The sequence below is a fragment of the Streptomyces sp. NPDC058525 genome (assembly GCF_042719495.1).
In the GTDB taxonomy this organism is placed as follows: Bacteria; Actinomycetota; Actinomycetes; order Streptomycetales; family Streptomycetaceae; genus Streptomyces.
Map to the genome: position 1 here is coordinate 58,359 of NZ_JBHXNP010000033.1, position 18,380 is coordinate 76,738.

14 protein-coding genes are annotated in these 18,380 nt (G+C 73.0%); 4 read left to right on the forward strand and 10 right to left on the reverse strand.

Annotation, left to right across the window (positions count from 1 at the left end; genetic code table 11):
- Positions 1 to 89: 89 nt before the first annotated feature.
- Positions 90 to 1,586, reverse strand: a complete 1,497-nt coding sequence (locus ACFWP3_RS17825; RefSeq protein ID WP_384221707.1) for a hypothetical protein — start codon at positions 1,584 to 1,586, stop codon at positions 90 to 92.
- A 230-nt stretch (positions 1,587 to 1,816) separates the two neighbouring features.
- Between ACFWP3_RS17825 and ACFWP3_RS17830 the strand changes: the two genes are divergently transcribed.
- Together ACFWP3_RS17830 and kstD are read left to right on the forward strand one after the other, a co-directional pair.
- Complete coding sequence (locus tag ACFWP3_RS17830; protein ID WP_384221710.1) at positions 1,817 to 2,941, forward strand: aminoglycoside phosphotransferase family protein; 1,125 nt, start codon at positions 1,817 to 1,819, stop codon at positions 2,939 to 2,941.
- Positions 2,942 to 3,169: 228 nt separating this feature from the next.
- The gene (kstD, locus tag ACFWP3_RS17835; RefSeq protein ID WP_384221713.1) at positions 3,170 to 4,963 is read left to right on the forward strand and encodes a 3-oxosteroid 1-dehydrogenase; all 1,794 of its coding nucleotides are present in this window, start codon (positions 3,170 to 3,172) and stop codon (positions 4,961 to 4,963) included.
- Positions 4,964 to 4,979: 16 nt separating this feature from the next.
- On the opposite strand, the gene ACFWP3_RS17840 is transcribed toward kstD, so the two are convergent.
- On the reverse strand, positions 4,980 to 5,480 hold the full coding sequence (locus ACFWP3_RS17840; RefSeq protein ID WP_384221716.1) for a hypothetical protein: 501 nt from the start codon (positions 5,478 to 5,480) through the stop codon (positions 4,980 to 4,982).
- A 101-nt stretch (positions 5,481 to 5,581) separates the two neighbouring features.
- The gene (locus tag ACFWP3_RS17845; protein ID WP_384221719.1) at positions 5,582 to 6,400 is read right to left on the reverse strand and encodes a maleylpyruvate isomerase family mycothiol-dependent enzyme; all 819 of its coding nucleotides are present in this window, start codon (positions 6,398 to 6,400) and stop codon (positions 5,582 to 5,584) included.
- A 170-nt stretch (positions 6,401 to 6,570) separates the two neighbouring features.
- Here ACFWP3_RS17845 and ACFWP3_RS17850 point away from each other — a divergent pair, with 170 nt between their 5' ends.
- Positions 6,571 to 8,091, forward strand: a complete 1,521-nt coding sequence (locus tag ACFWP3_RS17850) for a hypothetical protein (protein WP_384221722.1) — start codon at positions 6,571 to 6,573, stop codon at positions 8,089 to 8,091.
- An 83-nt stretch (positions 8,092 to 8,174) separates the two neighbouring features.
- On the opposite strand, the gene ACFWP3_RS17855 is transcribed toward ACFWP3_RS17850, so the two are convergent.
- The 7 genes from ACFWP3_RS17855 to ACFWP3_RS17885 all read right to left on the reverse strand — a co-directional run bounded on the left by ACFWP3_RS17855 (position 8,175) and on the right by ACFWP3_RS17885 (position 16,443).
- A complete protein-coding gene (locus ACFWP3_RS17855; protein WP_384221725.1) occupies positions 8,175 to 10,982 on the reverse strand; it encodes an ATP-binding protein in 2,808 nt (935 codons plus the stop codon).
- 120 nt (positions 10,983 to 11,102) lie between these two features.
- Positions 11,103 to 11,510 (reverse strand): ACT domain-containing protein, encoded by a 408-nt coding sequence (locus ACFWP3_RS17860; protein WP_384221728.1) that lies wholly within the window; start codon positions 11,508 to 11,510, stop codon positions 11,103 to 11,105.
- A gap of 156 nt (positions 11,511 to 11,666) precedes the next feature.
- Entirely contained in the window at positions 11,667 to 11,894 is a 228-nt protein-coding gene (locus ACFWP3_RS17865) for a DUF397 domain-containing protein (RefSeq protein ID WP_384221747.1), read from the reverse strand.
- Between the two features lie 130 nt (positions 11,895 to 12,024).
- Complete coding sequence (locus tag ACFWP3_RS17870; RefSeq protein ID WP_384221731.1) at positions 12,025 to 13,200, reverse strand: thiolase domain-containing protein; 1,176 nt, start codon at positions 13,198 to 13,200, stop codon at positions 12,025 to 12,027.
- The gene (locus ACFWP3_RS17875; RefSeq protein WP_384221732.1) at positions 13,197 to 14,288 is read right to left on the reverse strand and encodes a thiolase domain-containing protein; all 1,092 of its coding nucleotides are present in this window, start codon (positions 14,286 to 14,288) and stop codon (positions 13,197 to 13,199) included. The genes ACFWP3_RS17870 and ACFWP3_RS17875 overlap by 4 nt, the downstream gene beginning before the upstream one ends.
- On the reverse strand, positions 14,288 to 15,250 hold the full coding sequence (locus ACFWP3_RS17880) for a Zn-ribbon domain-containing OB-fold protein (protein ID WP_384221735.1): 963 nt from the start codon (positions 15,248 to 15,250) through the stop codon (positions 14,288 to 14,290). The genes ACFWP3_RS17875 and ACFWP3_RS17880 overlap by 1 nt, the downstream gene beginning before the upstream one ends.
- Before the next feature lie 392 nt (positions 15,251 to 15,642).
- Positions 15,643 to 16,443 carry a crotonase/enoyl-CoA hydratase family protein gene (locus ACFWP3_RS17885; protein ID WP_384221737.1) on the reverse strand — a complete coding sequence of 267 codons (801 nt, stop codon included), beginning with the start codon at positions 16,441 to 16,443 and terminating at the stop codon, positions 15,643 to 15,645.
- A 175-nt stretch (positions 16,444 to 16,618) separates the two neighbouring features.
- Here ACFWP3_RS17885 and ACFWP3_RS17890 point away from each other — a divergent pair, with 175 nt between their 5' ends.
- On the forward strand, positions 16,619 to 18,250 hold the full coding sequence (locus ACFWP3_RS17890) for an acyl-CoA synthetase (RefSeq protein WP_384221739.1): 1,632 nt from the start codon (positions 16,619 to 16,621) through the stop codon (positions 18,248 to 18,250).
- Positions 18,251 to 18,380 lie beyond the last annotated feature (130 nt).

Genomic DNA, 18,380 nt, shown 5'->3' on the forward strand with positions numbered 1-18,380 from the left:
TGGCGGGGAAGAAGGGGCGAAGAAGGGTCAGGGACTTGTGGGCCGCGCCGGAAGGCGCGGCCTTTCTCGTCTCCGTACGCCTTCCCGCACTACACGACCGAACCGCGCGGGCTGCGCGCCGCCGGGATGTCGGGAAGGGCCAGTTCGATCTCCTCGCGCAGGTCCTCGATGCGCGCGTACCCGGCGTACTGGCCCGTGAGCCGGTACATCTCGCGCAGCCGGTCCCAGGTCCGGTGCGAGGAGGTCTCGTTCATCGACACCAGGGCGAGCCGGGCATAGCGGTCGGCCTGTTCGGGATCGTCGGCGATGAAGCAGGCCGAAGCCATCGAGATGTAGTCGAAGATCTGCGAGCGCTGGTAGCCCTCGCCGCGCAGCCGCAGGGCCTCCTTGGCGTGGCGGGCCGCGATGGGCGCCGCCGTGGCGTCGTGGTCGGCGAGGGTGCGGTACGCCAGGGCCTGCATGCCGTGCAGGTCCGCCTCGTCGAAGTGCTGCATCCAACTCGGCGGCGGCACGTCGCCCTTGTCGGACACGAACAGCTCCTCCGCCTCGCCCAGGGTGCGGCGCATGGCCTGGCCCTTGCCCATGGCGGCCTGCGCCCAGGCCTCGATGGTGTGCAGCATGGCGCGGGTGCGGGGCAGGGTCTGCTCGCCGGAGCCGGACTGGGCCAGCTTCATCAGGTCCAGGGCCTCGTTCGGCTTGCCCAGGTGGACCATCTGGCGGGCGGCGCGGGAGAGCGCCTCGCCGGCCCGCGGCCGGTCGCCGCCCTCGCGCGCGGCGTGCGCGGCGATGACGAAGTACTTCTGCGCCGTGGGCTCCAGGCCCACGTCGTGGGACATCCAGCCCGCGAGCACGGCGAGGTTGGCCGCGACCCCCCACAGGCGCCGCTGGAGGTGGTCGGGGTGGTGGTAGGCGAGCATTCCGCCCACCTCGTTGAGCTGGCCGACGACCGCCTTGCGCTGCAGCCCTCCGCCTCTCGAGGCGTCCCAGGCCCGGAACACCTCGACGGAGCGTTCCAGCGCCTCGATCTCCTGCGAGCCGATCGGGGCGGCCTCGTAGCGGTCGTAGCCCGCTGGGTCGGCCTGGAAGGACTCCCCGAAGCGCTGCGCCTCCTTGGCGAGCGCGGGGTCGGTGTGGAGCCAGTCGTACATGGCGTTGGTGAGGGCGGAGCCGGCGGTGAGCACGGCGCCCGCGCCCATCAGACCGCGACGGTTGAGCATGAGGTCCATTCCCGTGAATTCGGTGAGGACCGCGGCTGTGCGTTCGGGCGCCCAGGGCATTCCGTCGGGGTTCTCCTGCGCCCCGCCCGGCTGCCGTCTGCTGGTGCGCCGCTGCCGTACGAACCCGAGGTCCTCGATGGTCACGACACGACCGAGCCGCTCGGTGAACAGTGCTGCCAGTACCGTGGGCACCGGTTCGCGCGGGGTCTCCCCCATGTCGATCCAGCGCCGCACCCGCGAGGTGTCGGTGGCCAGCTGGGGGTGCCCCATGGCCGCCGCCTGCCGGTTGACCATCCTCGCCAGTTCGCCCTTGGACCAGCCGGCCAGGCCGAACAGGTCGTTCAAGCGGGTGTTTGGACCTTTGCTCACGTCAAGCCCCCAGGTTCTCGGCTGAGTTGACAGTAACCCGCCGTCAGATGCCCAGCGACTATTCGCCAGGCTTCGCCAGGGCACGCCCGATGGTTCGCCACCTCGCGCCGGGTGTCAGGTAGGAATGCGCCTCCCCGACCCGGTCACCGGCGGAACTCCCCAGGGTGATGCACGGGATCCGGCGGGGCGGCGTACGCAACTCGTCGGCGCACGAAGGGATCCGTAACGCCATGTACGCAGCAACGTCCTCCGTGTCCGCCCCGGTCCGGCCGCACCGCACGCTCCCCGCGAGCGGCGGCCCCTACCTCGAACCCGGCCGCCCCGCGGCTCCGGCGCAGGGCGCCGTACGGGCGCGGCGGATGCCGGGGGCGGGATCGCAGCCGCTCAGCGGAAGAATCGACCTCTCCGGGCCGCAGGGGGCGCAACTGCGCACCGCGCTCGCCTCGGTGCAGAGGATCTGTCCGGAGTTCGCGCCCGTCCAGGTGCTGCGGCGCAGCGGCCGGTCGGTCCTGCTCGTGGGCACCACCGGGCGGATGACCGCCGTCGCGAAGGTTTTACTGGACCACTCGCCTGAATGGCGCGAGCGGTACCGGCACGAAATAGGGTCGTACCGGGCGTTCGTCCGGCACCGCCCGCCGGTCCGGGTGCCGCGGCTGATCGCCGCCGACCCGGAGAACTGCGTACTGATCGTCGAGCGGATGGCGGGCCGGGTCGCGGCGCTGCAGCGGCATCCCGTGGAGGCCCCGCCGCGGGTCGACGTACGGGCCGCCCTGGGCGCGGTGTGCCGGGTCAACCAGTGGCGTCCGCCGGGCGATCTGTTCGGGACCCCGCTGAACTACGCGCGGCGGATCGCCCGGGACTACGAGCTGGGCCTGCTGACCGACCGGGACCTCGGTGACCTGCAGAAGCTGCTGCACGGCGTGAAGCTGTCGGGCACGGCGCTGCAGTTCAACCACGGCGACGCCCTGCTGTCGAACCTGCTGCTGTCCCCGGCCGGGCCGGTGCTGCTCGACTGGGAGCACGCGGGCTGGTACCTGCCGGGCTACGATCTGGCCACGCTGTGGACGGTACTGGGCGACGCCCCGGCCGCGCGCAGCCAGATCAGCCGGCTCGCCCAGTCGGCCGGTCCGGCGGTGCGCGACGCCTTCCTGGTCAACCTGATGCTGGTGCTGACCCGGGAGATCCGGATGTCGGAGACGGCCGTACAGCGCTCGATGCTGGCGACCGCCCCGGCCCAGCCCCTGCCGGCGGGCGCCCTGTCCTCGGGCGAGGAGCAGCGGCTGCTGCTGCGCCGCCTGCACGACGACGCCGGCATGGCGCGCAGAGCGGTCCGTGCGGCGGTCGGCACCCGCTGACCCCGCCGGTCCGTCCCACCATCGCGAAGTCCCGTGGCCCCCACCGCCGCGGGACTTCGCTCGTGTGCGGGGGTGTACGCGGCGCGGTTCCTCGCGGACGGGGACCGCTCCGCAGGCGCCGGTGGCGCCGGATGCCTTGACATCACATGATCCCCCGAACACCTTTTCTGACTCAGCATCAGACATGCTGGGTCCCTCCCCTCCTCCCCACTCCGCTGGAGCCTGCACATGTCCGCAAGCGCTTCACGCACGTCCCCCGGAGCCCTCCCGTCCCGCCGCAGCGTGCTGGCCGGGACCGGCGCCGGGGTGCTCGCCGCCACCGTGCTGCCGGCCGCCGCCGCGCGGGCCGACGGCGCCCAGGCCGGGCCGCCGCTCGGCGAGTACGACGTCGTCGTGGTCGGGTCCGGGGCAGCCGGGATGACCGCCGCGCTCACCGCCGCCAAGCGCGGGCTGAGCGTGCTGGTGGTCGAGAAGGCGCCCACCTTCGGCGGGTCCGCGGCCCGTTCCGGGGCCGGGATCTGGCTGCCCAACAACTCGGTGATCCTGGGCGCGGGCGTGCCGGACACCCCGCAGAAGGCGGCGACGTACCTGGCGGCCGTCGTCGGCCCCGAGGTGCCGGCCGACCGGCAGGCCGCCTTCCTGGCCAACGGTCCGCGGATGCTGGACTTCGTGATGGCCAACAGTCCGCTCAGGTTCCGCTTCATGGAGGGGTACAGCGACTACTACCCCAACCTGCCGGGCGGGCTGCCGAACGGCCGGTCCATCGAGCCGGACCAGATCGACGGGAACATCCTCGGCGCCGAACTGGCCCGGCTGAACCCGGCGTACATGCCGGTGCCCGCCGGGATGGTGGTGTTCAGCGCGGACTACAAGTGGCTCAACCTGGCGGCGGTCAACGCCAAGGGCCTGGCCGTGTCCACGGAGTGCCTGGCGCGCGGCGCGAAGGCGGCGCTGCTCGGGCAGAAGCCGCTGACGATGGGCCAGGCCCTGGCGGCCGGGCTGCGCGCCGGGCTCCAGCGGGCGGGCGTACCGGTGTGGCTGAACAGCCCGCTGGTGGACCTGGTCCAGGAGGGCGGCGCGGTGACCGGGGTGGTGGTGGAGAAGGAGGGCGTGCGGGGCACCGTACGGGCCCGGCGCGGGGTGGTCGTCGGCTCGGGCGGCTTCGAGCACAACGCGCAGATGCGGGCGCAGTACCAGCAGCAGCCGATCGGCACGCAGTGGTCGGTGGGCGCGAAGGAGAACACGGGCGACGGGATCCGGGCGGGCCGGCGCGCGGGCGCGGCACTGGCGCTGATGGACGACGCCTGGTGGGGCCCGTCGATCCCGCTGCCCGGGGAACCGTACTTCTGCCTCGCCGAACGGACCCTGCCGGGCGGGCTGATCGTGAACGGGAACGGCGCGCGGTTCGTCAACGAGGCGGCGCCGTACAGCGATGTGGTGCACGTGATGTACGAGAAGGACCGGGGCGCGGCCGGCTCGCACATTCCCGCGTGGCTGATCGTGGATCAGAACTACCGCAACAAGTACCTGTTCAAGGACGTGCTGCCGACGATCGTGTTCCCGGACTCCTGGTATGAGGCGGGGGCCGCGAAGAAGGCGTGGACGTGGGACGCGCTGGCCGGCCAGATCGGGGTTCCGGCGGGTGCGCTGCGGGCCACGCTCAACCGCTTCAACGCGCAGGCGTGGACGGGGAACGACACCGACTTCCAGCGCGGCGCCACCGCGTACGACCACTACTACACGGACCCGAACGTGCACCCGAACTCGTGTCTGGCACCCATCTGGGCGCCGCCGTTCTACGCGTTCAAGATCGTCCCGGGGGACCTCGGGACGAAGGGCGGCATCGTGACGGACGCGCGGGCCCGCGCGCTGCGGGCGGACGGCTCGGTGATCCGGGGGCTGTACGCGGCGGGCAACGCGAGCGCCGCGGTGATGGGCCGCAGCTATGCCGGGGCCGGGTCGACGATCGGACCCGCGATGACGTTCGGCTATGTGGCGGCGAACGACATCGCGGACGCGTGACGTCTTCGGTGCGCTGCTAGCCCTGCTGGAAGAGCTCGGCGGGGAGCGGCTTCAGGAGGGCGTAGAGGTCATCGGTGATCGGGCGGTCCCAGCTGGCGATGGTGACCAGCACGTTGTCGCTGCGGTCGAACTGGACGCAGGAGATGCGGGACTCCGACAGCTTGATCTTCCGGACGATGAGGAGGTTGTCGCCCTGCATGACGGGGCAGTCCTCGATGCCGGTGACCTCGACGTCCTCGTCGTTCTCCAGGGCGTCGAGCAGCTGGGCGACCTCGAAGGGGACCTGGCCGTCGGAGAGGTCCCGGGCGGGGGATCCCTCGGGCAGGTTGCCGATGATCATCGCGGGGCCGCGTCCGCCGAACAGGTCGTAGCGGAGGAAGACACCCTGGCAGCTGCCGTCGGGCGCGGGCAGCAGCCCGGCCCCGAGATTGCCCGGCCAGTCCCCCGGGTCCATGGCCAGGACGTCGAAGTCCGGGCCGGCGGGTGTGGCGGCGCGGTGGCGGCGGAGGAAGGACATGCCGCCATGGTACGTGGCCGGGCGAAGTTTTCCGGCCCGGGGCCCCTCATCGGGGGCCTCCCTCGCCGCGCCCCGCCGGGCCGCCTGCCCGCCCGGGCCGGTCACACCGACGGGACCAGGGTGAACCAGTGCGGGAGGAGCGCGTCGTCGCCGGTGACCTTCAGGGCGGGGGCGGTGACACGGCCCCAGAGGAAGAGCGCGAGGTCGGAGGCGGAGCCCTCGGCCTCGACGTCCACGGGGTCGGTGGAGCCGGGCTCCAGGAGGATCTCGTCCCCCGCGAAGACGACCGTCCAGGATTCGGGGCCGTCGGTGCGCCGGAAGCGGTAGCGCTCCCCCTTTCCGGCGGGGGACGACCACCAGGAGCGGCGGGCCGGCGCCATCACCTCGAAGCTCTGGCTCACGGCGTCCGTCGCGAGGGCCGGGTCGAGGGGCGCCTGGGTGCCGGTCGCGGACTGCGCGTCCCAGCGGTGCACGGCCAGCTCGATGACCTGCATCCGCAGCCAGAAGCCCGAGGTCCGCTCGGGTCCCCAGGTCCACACCGGCAGGTCCGGCCCGACCTCGCCGAACGTGGTCGCCAGCTGCTCGGCGCCCTCAGCGAACCAGTCCGTCAGCGCGTCCGGCACCGGCTCCCGGTTCGGCGCCGCCTCGGGCCGCGGCCAGGCGGCCAGCGCCGCCGGGTCGGCCGGGAGCCCGTACAGGGAGAGGTCGCTCGGGTCGGGCCGCTCCTGGAGGCGCTCGCGCAGGACGTGGTCGACGTAGCGCTGCACTCCCCCGAGGTGCCCGATGAGGTCGGACACCGACCAGTCGGGGCACGAGGGGACCAGCGGCGGGGGCCCGCCGGGGTCCAGGGCGCGGCGGACGGCCTGCTCGAAGGCGGCCGCCTCGTTCCGGAAGAGGGAGATCCGCTGGGCGTGTTCCATGGGATCACCCTGCCCCGGCGGCGCGGCCGCCCAACCTGCGGCGGCGCACGAATGGGGCGCCGCGGGAGGCACGGGGAGGCGCGGGGAGTCCGGTGACCGCAGGGTAATCTGATCACGACCTTTATGAACAAGTTCAACACACTGGGGGGCCGGTGCACCGTCGCCGCGTCATGTTCTCTGCCGTCGCCGTGGCGGCAACCGTCGGTCTCGTCGCGCCCGGGGTGGCGCACGCGGCCGATTCCGCGCCGGCCGGCTCCGCGCGGGCCGCGGCTTCCGATGCCTGGGTGGGCATGGTGAAGCGCACCAAGGGTGCGCACACCCTGGACCTGTCCACCTGGGTGTCGAGCGACGGCATCGACGTGTTCGAAGTCGTCGTCGACTGGGGCGACGGGCAGACCTCCGCGCCCGGAACGTCCGTCACGGACGAGTTCCTGGACTTCTCGCACCGGTACGCCAAGGTCGGCACCCACAAGGTCACGGTCACCGCGACCGATCTGCGCACCAAGGAGTCCGTGACCAAGAGCGAGGACGTCCTCGTCGCGGGGTCCGAGTTCACCCCGCACACCCCCACCCGGCTGCTGGACACCCGGGACGGCACCGGCGCCTCCGCGGCCGGGCCGGTCGCGCCCTACGGGACGACCCGGGTGAAGGTCGGGGGCAGCAGCGGCATCCCGGCCGGGGTGACGGCCGTGGCCCTGAACCTCACCGTGACCGACGCCGCCGCCGACGGGCACGTCATCGCCTATGCGTCCGGCACTCAGCAGCCGACCACCTCGAACGTCAACTTCGCGGCGGGGCGGTCCGTCCCGAACCTGGCGATCGTCCCGGTCGGCGCGGACGGCTACGTCGAACTGGCCAACCGCAGCTCGGGCACGGTGAACCTGATCGCGGACGTCACGGGCTACTTCGCGAAGACCGCCGCGAGCGGCTTCACCCCGCTGGAACCGGTCCGCCTCGTCGACACCCGGGACGGGCTGGGCGCGGCCAAGGGCCAGGTCGCCGGGCAGAGCACGGTCGGCGTGCAGATCTCGGGCAAGGGCGGGCTGCCGGCCCAGGGCATCACCGCCGTCTCGCTCACCGTGACGACCACCGGGCCCAAGAGCGCCGGCCACCTGACCGCCTTCCCCAGCGGGCAGCAGGCGCCGATCACGTCGAACGTGAACTTCACCGCCGGCCAGACCGTCGCCAACTCGGTCATCGTGCCGGTGGGCCCGGACGGCAGGATCGACATACGCAACGGCTCCTGGAGCCCGACCGACGTGATCGTCGACGTGACCGGCTACTACAGCGCCGACGGCAAGGCCGGCTACCTGCCGGTCGAGCCGGAGCGCCTGCTCGACACGCGGAAGTACTACTGGGAGGTCGACGGGCAGGACTACCGGTACGTGTCGGTGTTCAAGCCCGACGTCAAGCTCGCGGGCGCCGTGATGAACGCGACGGTGACCAACACGCAGGGCAGCGGGCACCTCACGGTCGCTCCGGACCCGAACACCAGCGCCCAGTACGGCAGCAGCACGGCCGTCCGGCCGACTCCGCCGAACTCCTCCAACCTGAACTGGACGAAGGGCGAGACCGTCTCGAACCTGGTGCAGGCGAGCACCGGCAAGAACGACATCGTCGACTTCTGGAACCGGGGCTGGGAGCCCGCCGACCTGGTCGTCGACCTGTTCGGCGTGTACGCGGTGAACTGACCCACCGCCCGTCCTCCGGGTCGGGCTCCTCCGGATCGGGGGCCGCCCCGGTCCGGAGGACACCCTGCCCCCCTCCTACACCTTCACCGTCCGCGCGCCTCCAGGGCGCCGTCCAGACCGGGGAGGTCGGCGCCGAGGGTGCGGCAGGCCGCCGACAGCACCCAGTCGGGCTCCCGGCCCTCGGCCGTCGGCCCGGTGCCGCGGGCTGCCGCCCGCGCGGCCCCCATCTGCTCCTCCGTGAGCCCGTCCGCCTCGACGGTGCCGCCGGGCAGCGCGCCGCCGAGGCCCAGCAGGGTCCGGGAGGTCCGCTCCTCCAGCCCGTCGGCTCCGCATTCCCGCGCCGTCAGCACCGCCCGGGCCAGCAGTCCCGGATCGCCGAGCTCCGTGCCCAGCGCGGCCAGGGCGCAGGCCAGTTCGTATCCCGCCGGGGAGGCGGCGAGCAGCGCCACGGCCTCGTGCAGCAGCCCGGCCCGGTCCTGCGGCGCGGCGACCTCCGCGGCCACGCGCAGGGCCTGGCCGATGCCCGAGGGGGCGCCGAAGGCACGAGCCCGCCGGACGGCTTCGGCGGCCAGTGCCCGCGCCCGGTCGGGGTCGTCCGCGGCCACCGCGCGGGCCAGGTGCAGCCGCCACGGGCACCACGCCGGGTTCTGGATGCCGCGCGGGGTCAACCGCCGGTCCACCTCCTCCAGTTCCGCGACCGCGCCCTTGGTGTCGCCCCGGGCCAGCAGCAGTTCGGCGTACACGGTCTGGGAGTCGGGGAAGACCACCGCGGCCGGGAAGGGCTTGCCGAACTCGTGCTCCCGGCCCAGCTCCCAGGCCTCGTCGGTGCGGCCGCGGGCGAGCAGCGTCGTGATGAGGATGGCGATGTTGTACCAGTGCACGGGCGTGCCGCGGCCCACGCGCTCGGCGAGCTGCAGGCCGGCCCGGGCCAGCTCCTCGGCCTCGGCGAGCCGCCCGCGCCGGTAGCGGATGTAGGCGCGCAGGCCGTACGCGAAGGACAGGTGCGCCCCGCGCCAGCCCTGCCGCTCGAACTCGGCGGTGCCGGCCTCAAACAGCTCCTCCGCCCGCCAGGGCCGGTCGGCGTACATGTGGACCATGGCGACGAGCACGGGGACCTCGAAGCCGCGGTCCTCGTGGGCCCAGCTGAACTCCTGCTCCAGCACCCGCCCGGCGTGGTGCAGGACCACGTCCACCGGCTCTCCGCGCAGGCAGGCGTCCCAGGCGCGCAGCCCGATGACGTACCGCTCGGTGAGGTCGCGCCCGGTCAGCCGGTCGGCGAGCCGCTCCAACCGGCGGGACCGGGCCGGGGAGTCGGGTTCGGCGGCGTTGAAGGCGTCCCACATGAACTGCTCCGACTGCAGGCGCAGCCGGGCGCGGACGTCCTGGGTGTACGGGATCTCCCGCGCGAGTGCCTGGGAGGCCTCGGCGAGGCGGTCGCTGTGCGCCAGCACCTGGGCGAGCCGTATCACGATGCCCTGGCGCAGCCCGGGGTCGTCGACGGGCTCGGCGAGGGCGGCGCGGAGATGGTTGACGGTGTTGGCGGGCTCGGTGAGCAGGGAGGCGCAGCCGAGTTCGTAGAGGACGGCCGCGCGCTCGTCGAAGTCCGGGGGTTCGCGCAGGGCGCGGGCGAGCTGGCGGCGGGCGGCCTCGGGGGCGCCGGCCCGGAGGTTCTCGCCGGCGGCCTCGCGCAGGGTGCGTACCACCCACGGGTCGTTCTCGGGGTGGGTCTCCAGGAGGTGGCGGGCGGCGGCGGAGGAGCCGAGTCCGGCGTCGACGACGGCCGAGGCGGCCTTGCCGTGGAGGGCGACGCGCAGGGCGTCGGGGATGGCCCGGTAGATGGCGGTGGCGATGAGTGGGTGGACGAACTCCAGCCCGGCTCCGGTGTCTTCGGTGGTGGCGGCGGCCAGGATGCGGGCGTCGCGCAGTCGTGTGGTGGCGTCCACGGCCTCTTCGGTGCCGAGGGCCGCGACCCGGGCGGCGAGCTCCCTGGGGATGTCGGTGCCGAGGACGGCGCAGGCCCACGCGAAGCGGACGGTGGACGGGCCGAGGCGTTCAAGGCGGGCGACGAGCCCGCTGCCGCGCTGGGCGGCTGCGAGGTCGCGCAGCAGCGGCGCGTTGGCCTCGACCGGCGGCAGGCCCTTGTCCCGGACCTTGACGGTGAGTTCGACGGCCTCGAAGGGGTTGCCGGTGGTGACGGTCCACGCCTCCCGGCAGAAGGCGTCGTCCGCGTGGTCGCCGACCGCGTCGCGGATCAGGGCGGCGACGGCGGGTTCGGTGAGCGGCGCGAGGTGCAGCGGGCGCTGTCCGGCGCGGCCGGGCAGGGTGCGGAAGGCGTCGGCGTGTGCGGGCAGTTCGTCGGGCCGGTAGGCGACGACGAGGAGCAGCGGGAGGTGCTCGGCGCGCGGGGCGTAGGCGGCGAGCCAGCCGAGGGACTCGGGGTCGGCCCAGTGGGCGTCGTCGAGGACCACGGTGACGGGTGCGCGCTGCACGACGAGGTGGGTGAGGACCCAGTCGAGTCCGTCGCGCAGGCCCTGCGGGTCGGGCGGGGCGCCCTGTTCGGGTGCGCAGAGGCCGAGGGCCGGTCCGACGATGGAGTACCAGCTGCCGAGGGCGGAGCGCAGTTCGCCTTCGGAGGTGCCGGCTAGGTGCGGCTGGATGAGCTGGCGGGCGACGTGGAAGGGCTGGCTCTGCTCCTGTTCGCCGCCGCGGGCGGCGAGGACGGTGCAGGAGCGGGCGTGCGCGCGGCGGCGCAGTTCGGCGAGGAGCGTGGTCTTGCCGAGGCCGGCCGCGCCGGAGAAGGCGAGCAGTGCGCCGCCCGCGTCCGGCGAGGGGCCGGTGAGCTGTTCCAGGGCTTCGTCGACGAGGGAGAGCTCGGCCTCGCGTTCGATCATGGTGCGCCGTCTGTGGTTCAGACGGGACGGACGGTCCGTCATGGCTGGTACCCCCCAGGCCTGTTCTGGAGATCAGCGTACGCCCGCGCACACCGGGAGGGGGCCTCCCGCGGGAAAGATTCAGCCCTGCGCCGAACGCGCCGCGAGGTCCTCCAGGACGGCGACGGCCTCGGCGGCCCGGTCGGCGGCCACGAAGAGGTGGTCGTGGTGGTAGCCGGCGATGACGTTGCAGCTCAGTCCGTGTGCGCCGAGTTCGGTGGCGAAGGCCGCGGTGAGGCCGACGGCGTCGAGGGCGGAGTGGATCCGCAGGGTGATCCAGCCGGCCGTGTAGTCGTAGGCGAGGCCGGCCGCGTCGGCGTCCTGCCGGCGCAGGACCAGGGTGAGGCCCTCGGGTTCCAGGACGGTGGCGACCGGTGCGGTGCCCGGGGGGATCCCGGGGCCCGGGACGGTGCAGAACACGTACCGGCCCTCGTTCAGTTCGGGCCGCATGCCGCTCAGCAGTTTCCGCAGGTCGCTCTCTCCGCTCATGCGGCCAGCCTACCCACGGGCCGCCGGCCACCGGGGCGACGGCTCGCGGCCCCGGTGGTGCGGCGCGTACGGCAAGGGACGGCCCGCACGGCGTGGAATGCCCGCACGGCCTGCGGCGTGCGGCCGCCCAGGCCCGTGCCGTGCGTGCGCGGCACGCTACGTCAGGTCGAACTCCCCGCCCCGCGCGTTCAGCACGAACTTGTTCCACTCGTCCGGCGCGAAGATCAGCGACGGGCTTTCGGGGCGGTCGCTGTTGCGCATGGCGACGAAGCCCTCGACGAAGGCGATCTGAACGTCACCCGCTCCCCGGCTGCTCGAGCGCCACTGCGCCTCGGTGAGATCGAGGTCCGGCTTGCCCCAGCCGGCCGGCGGCTGTGAAGTCATGCTCTCGGCCACGTGCGTGCTCCTCCCGGTACGTCGTCCGGGGGCCAGGTTAACCACCGCAGCGGGTGCCGCACAGGCCACGGTGAGTCACCCGTGACCGGTCCGGCACTCCGCGCGCGGTCCGTTCCGTTCAGGAGGCCGGCGGCTCCGCGCCCACGAGCCACATCGCGAAGAACTGCGCTCCGCCGCCGTACGCGTGCCCCACGGCCCGGCGGGCTCCCGGGACCTGGTGTTCCCCGGCCCGGCCGCGGACCTGGAGGGCCGCCTCCGCGAAGCGGATCATGCCGGAGGCGCCGATGGGGTTCGTGGACAGGACCCCGCCCGAGGGATTGACCGGAAGGTCCCCGTCGAGTTCGGTGACGCCGGCCTCGGTGAGCTTCCAGCCCTCGCCCTCGTCCGCGAATCCGAGGTTCTCCAGCCACATCGGCTCGTACCAGGAGAACGGCACGTACATCTCCACCGCGTCGATCTCCCGGCGCGGGTCGGTGATCCCGGCCTGCCGGTAGACGTCGGCCGCGCAGTCCTTGCCGGCCTGCGGGGAGACGAAGTCCTTGCCCGCGAACAGGGTGGGCTCGCTGCGCATCGCGCCGCCGTGCACCCAGGCCGCGGGGTGCGGGGAACGGGCCGCGCCCGCCCGGTCGGTGAGGATCATCGCGCAGGCGCCGTCGGAGGACGGGCAGGTCTCGGAGTACCTGATCGGGTCCCACAGCATGGGCGAGGCCTGGACCTTCTCCAGGGTGATGTCGTGCTCGTGCAGGTGCGCGTACGGGTTCTTCAGCGCGTTGCGCCGGTCCTTGTACGCGACCAGCGAACCGACCGTGTCCGGCGCGCCGGTGCGCCGCATGTAGGCGCGCACGTGCGGGGCGAAGAAGCCGCCCGCGCCCGCCAGCAGCGGCTGCTGGAAGGGGACGGGCAGCGACAGCCCCCACATGGCGTTCGACTCCGACTGCTTCTCGAAGGCGAGGGTGAGGACGGTGCGGTGGACGCGCGCCGCGACCAGGTTGGCGGCGACGAGCGCGGTGGACCCGCCGACCGAGCCGGCCGTGTGCACGCGCAGCATCGGCTTGCCGACGGCGCCGAGCGCGTCCGCCAGGTACAGCTCCGGCATCATCACGCCCTCGAAGAAGTCGGGGGCCTTGCCGATGACGACCGCGTCGATGTCCGCCCAGGTCAGTCCGGCGTCCGCGAGGGCGCGCGACGCGGCCTCGCGGACCAGCCCGGCGATGGAGACGTCGTGCCGGGCGGCGACGTGCTTGGTCTGGCCGATCCCGACGACGGCGACCGGCTCCTTGCCCGAGGTGCTCATACGGGGTCCCCTTCCAGGACGGCGACCAGGTTCTGCTGGAGGCAGGGGCCGGAGGTGGCGTGGGCGACGGCCCGGTCGGACTCGCCGCGGTGGATCCGGGCGGCGGCCTCGCCGATCCGGATGAGGCCGGCGGCCATGACCGGGTTCGCGGCGAGCGCTCCGCCGGACGGGTTCACGGCCACGGCGTCACCCCGGCCGTCGCCGTCGCCGGCGCCGATCCCGAGGGCCTTGCGGAGCACGACCTCCTGCGAGGAGAACGGCGCGTGCAGTTCCGCCGTGTCCACCGGGGCGTCGAACACCCCGGCGCGCTCGGCCGCGAGCCGGGTGGACGGGGAGTCGGTGAGGTCGCGCAGGCCCAGGGAGTGAGCCTCGATGCGGTGGTCGATGCCGGTGATCCAGGCGGGGCGCCCGCACAGCCGGCGGGCGGTGTCCCCGGCGGCGAGGATCACGGCCGCCGCGCCGTCGCCGATGGGCGGGCAGTCCCCGGTGCGCAGCGGCCTGACCTGGTAGTCGCCCTGGGGCACGGCGCCGCTGAGCTGGGCGTGCGGATTGGCCTCGGCGGACGCGCGGCTGCGGGCGCCGATCGCGGCCAGCGCGGCCTCGTCCGTCTCGCCCGCGTCGATCAGGGCCTGGGCCTGGAGGGCGGCCAGGGCGACCGAGTCGGGCCAGAGCGGGGCGAGGTAGTACGGGTCGAGCTGGCGCGTGAGCACGTCGCGCAGCGGACCGGGCGAGGACTTCCCGTACGAGTAGACGAGCGCGGTGTCGGCCTCGCCGGTCTGGATCTTGACCCAGGCCTCGTAGAGGGCCCAGGCGCCGTCCATCTCGACGTGCGATTCGGAGATCGGCGGCCAGGCCCCGACCCCGTCGAGGGTCATGGTGAAGGAGAAGGCCCGGCCGGCCAGGTAGTCGCTGGAGCCGGAGCAGGTGAAGCCGATCTCGCCGGCCTTCAGTCCGGTCTGCGCCAGGACCTGGTGCAGGACCGGCATGACCATCTCGACTTCGCTGAGTTCGTCGGTACGGCGCAGGTGGTCGCTCTGCGCGAAGGCGACGACGGCCACGTCGCGTGCGTGCCTGCTCGTCCTGGGCATCAGATGAGCTCCTTGTACGCGTCGTAGTCCGCGTCCGGTTCGCCGGTGGGGCGGTAGTGGTCGGGGTAGCGGCCGCCTTCGGTCCACACGGGTTCGACGCGCAGGCCCATGCGGACCTCGTCGTACGGGATCCCGCCGATCCGGCCGTGGAGCGCGAGGCCGGCGCCGTCGAGGGCGATGTGGGCGTAGACGTAGGGGACCTCGATGTCGAGGTTCCGCGCCTTGATGTTGACGATGCAGTAGGTGGTGACGGTGCCGGCCGGGCCGACCTCGACCTGGTCGGTGGTGGCGACCCCGCAGGTGGGGCAGGCGCCGCGCGGCGGGACGTACACCTTGTGGCAGGAGGGGCAGCGCTCGCCGACGGTCTTCCGCTGCGAGAGGCCGTTGATGTAGGCGGTCTGGGCGCGGCCCGGGCTGTACGTGTAGTCCAGGCGGGCTTCGGCGACGATGCCGGTGACGGGCTCCGCGAACACCCCGTCGTGCGGGGCGGCCCTGCCGGTGCCGGTGCCGTCGTGGGGTTCGAAGCAGGCGATGTCGGTGATCGCCCCGGTCCGCTCGGCGGCCCACCGCACGCGCACCCGCATGCCGGTGCGCACGGCGTCGGGGCCGGGGGCGTCGAGGGCGTGGAGCAGCGCGGTGTCTGCGCCGTCGAGCTTGACGAGCACCCAGGCGAAGGGGGTGTCGAGGGGCTGGTTCGGCCGGGGCCGGTCGTTCCAGGCCCAGGTGGTGACGGTACCGGTGGCGGCGACCTCGACGAGCTCGCGGATCTCCTCGGCGGTACGGGGGTCGTACTCGACGGGCGGCACCACCACCGTCCCGTCGGAGGTCTTCACCCCGAGCACGATCCTTTCGCGCAGCCCGGTGAGGAACGCGGACTGCACGGGCCCGAGGGACCGCGTGAAGGGAAACTCGACGACAAGCGGCGCCCGAAGCAGCTCGGGCGGGGACGCGGGGGCTGTCACGACAGACTCTCCAATGACTCTCGGGGCAGGCCCATACCGACCCACCGTCTTACACACCACGGCTCCGAGCCGGAACCCGGGGCCAACCTTCAAGCCCCGCCTGGGGGTACCTCCCAGCGGTAGCTGGGGGGTTCGAGGCGCGGGGCCCGGGGCAGCGCCCCGACCCTCCAGCCCCGCCGGCGTTCGAGGCGCGGGGCCCGGGGCGGAGCCCCGGCCTTTCAGCCCCGCCGGCGTTTGAGGCGCGGGGCCCGGGGCGGAGCCCCGACCTTCCAGCCCCGCCGGCGTTTGAGGCGCGGGGTCCGGGGCAGCGCCCCGGCAACGGCGCCGCACCCGAACCGAGCCAGGCCAAGGCAGGGCACAGCAGGCAAGGGCCGGGCGGCAGCCCGACAGGGCTACTCGCGCCGATACACCGCGGGCCGCTTCTCCGCAAAGGCCCGCGCCCCCTCCTTCGCATCGGCGGTATCGAAGATCGGCCACCCCCGCAGCAACTCGGACGCCAGCCCCTCCGACTCCGTCAGCCCGGCGGTCTCGTAGACCGAGGCCTTCACGGCCTCCACGGCCAACGGCCCGCACTCGTTGATCCGCTCCGCGATCTCCAGCGCCGCGGCCAGCGCCGTCCCCTCCGGCACCACCCGCCCCACCAGCCCGATCCGCGCCGCCTCCTCCGCGGAGTACGGCCGCCCGGTCAGCAGCATCTCCAGGGCGTGCGTGCGCGGAATCTGCCGCGGCAGCCGCACCGTCGAGCCCCCGATCGGGAACAGCCCCCGCTTGACCTCGAACAGCCCGAAGGTCGCCCCCGCACCCGCGACCCGGATGTCCGTGCCCTGGAGGATCTCGGTGCCGCCGGCCACGCAGTACCCCTCCACGGCGGCGATGACCGGCTTGCGCGGCCGGTGGTGGCGCAGCATCGCCTTCCAGTGCAGGTCCGGGTCGGCCTTGAGCCGGTCCCGGTACTGGTCGCCCGCCATCCCCTTTCCGGCCAGTGCCTTGAGATCCATGCCGGCGCAGAAGTCACCGCCCGCGCCGGTCAGGATCACGGAGCGGATCGTGTCGTCGGCGTCCGCCTCCAGCCAGCCGTCGTACAGCCCCACCAGCAGCGGCAGCGAGAGCGCGTTCTTCGCCTCGGGCCTGTTCATGGTGAGCACCAGCGTGGCGCCGTGGCGATCCACGGTCAGGTGTTCTGTCCCACCCATTGCCGTCCTCCCGTCTCAAGACCTAGAACAGGTTGCAGTAGGCGGGGGTGCAGTTCAATAGTTTTCTGACACACAGTCAGTTTTCTTGGAGGACTCCCTTCCCACTTGCGGTCGGCGGGGCTCTAATGACCGCCGGAGCAGACCAGCCATGGACATTCCAGGGTCAGGAGGAACGGTGGAGTACAACCTTGCCGACCTGTTCGAGTCGGTCGTGGACGTGGTCCCGGACCGCGAGGCCCTCGTGTACGTGGACCACCCCGGGACCGGCGCCGAGCGCCGCCTCACGTACGCGGAGCTGGACTCGGCGGCGAACCGGATCGCGCACCACCTGCTGGACAGCGGGCTGACGCCCGGCGAACACCTGGGCCTGCACCTCTACAACGGCATCGAGTACCTCCAGACCGTCCTCGCCTGCCTGAAGGCCCGCCTGGTGCCGGTGAACGTGAACTACCGCTATGTGGAGGAGGAGCTGGTCTACCTCTACAACGACGCCGATCTCGCCGCGCTCGTCTTCGAGGGCGAGTTCACCGAGCGGGTCGCGGCCGCGCTGCCGCAGACGACGAAGCTGCGCCACCTGATCCGCGTCGGCGCGGCTCCCGAAGGGGCTCCCGAGCCCGCGATCGCGCCGGTGGCGTACCCGGACGCCGAGGCGGCCGGCTCGCCCGAGCGCGGATTCCCGCCCCGCAGCCCCGACGACCTCTTCATCATCTACACCGGCGGCACGACCGGCATGCCCAAGGGCGTCATGTGGCGGGCGGAGGACCTCTTCTTCGCCGGGCTGTTCGGCGGCGAGCCGACGGGCGAACCGGTGAAGCGGCCCGAGGAACTGGCCGAGCGGGTCGCGGCGCGCGGCGCCGGCCTGACCTTCTTCCCGGCCCCTCCGCTGATGCACGGCACGTCCACGCTGACCTCGTTCATCGCCTTCAACTACGGGCAGAGGGTGGTCATCCACCGCAAGTACGCGCCGGAGGAGGTGCTCCGGACGATCGAGAAGGAGAAGGTCTCCAGCGTGTCGCTGGTGGGCGACGCCATGCTGCGGCCCCTGATCGACGCCCTGAACGGCCCCCTGAAGGGCACCGACCTGTCCTCCCTGTTCAGCGTCTCCTCATCCGGCGCGATCATGTCGGAGACGGTGCGCGCCGAGTTCCAGCGGCTCGTGCCGAACGTGCTGCTCCTGAACAACTTCGGCTCCTCCGAGTCCGGTTCCAACGGGCGGGCGACGGACGACTCCGGCCCGGAGAAGGGCTTCCGCCTCGAGGTCAACGACCGTACGCAGGTGGTGGACCCGGTGACGCACGAGCCGGTCGCCGTGGGCGAACCGGGACGCCTGGCGCAGCGCGGGTACGTCCCGCTCGGCTACTACAACGACCCGGCCAAGACCGCCGAGACCTTCTTCCAGAAGGGCACGGAGCGCTGGGTGCTGCTCGGCGACATGGCCACGGTCGACGAGCAGGGCATCGTCACGGTGCTCGGGCGCGGCTCGCAGTGCATCAACACGGGCGGCGAGAAGGTCTATCCGGAGGAGGTCGAGCAGGCGCTGAAGTCCCACCCGGACGTGTACGACGCCCTGGTCGCGGGCGTCCCCGACGCGACGTGGGGCAACCACGTGGCGGCGGTGGTCCAGATCCGCCCGGGCGCACCGGAGCCGACCCTGGCCGACATCCAGACCCACTGCCGCACCCGCCTGGCGGGCTACAAGATCCCCCGCCAACTGGTCATCACCCCCACCATCCAACGCTCCCCGAGCGGCAAGGCGGACTACCGCTGGGCCAAATCCATAGCCACAGCAGCAAACCCCACCCCCTGACAAACCCAGCCCCGCCGAACCAAACCCAGCCCTACCGAAGCAATCCCAGCCCTGCCGAAGCGATCCCAGCCCTACTCAGCCCCACCCAGCCCCGCGCAGCCAAACCCAGCCCCGCCGGCGGTTGAGGCGC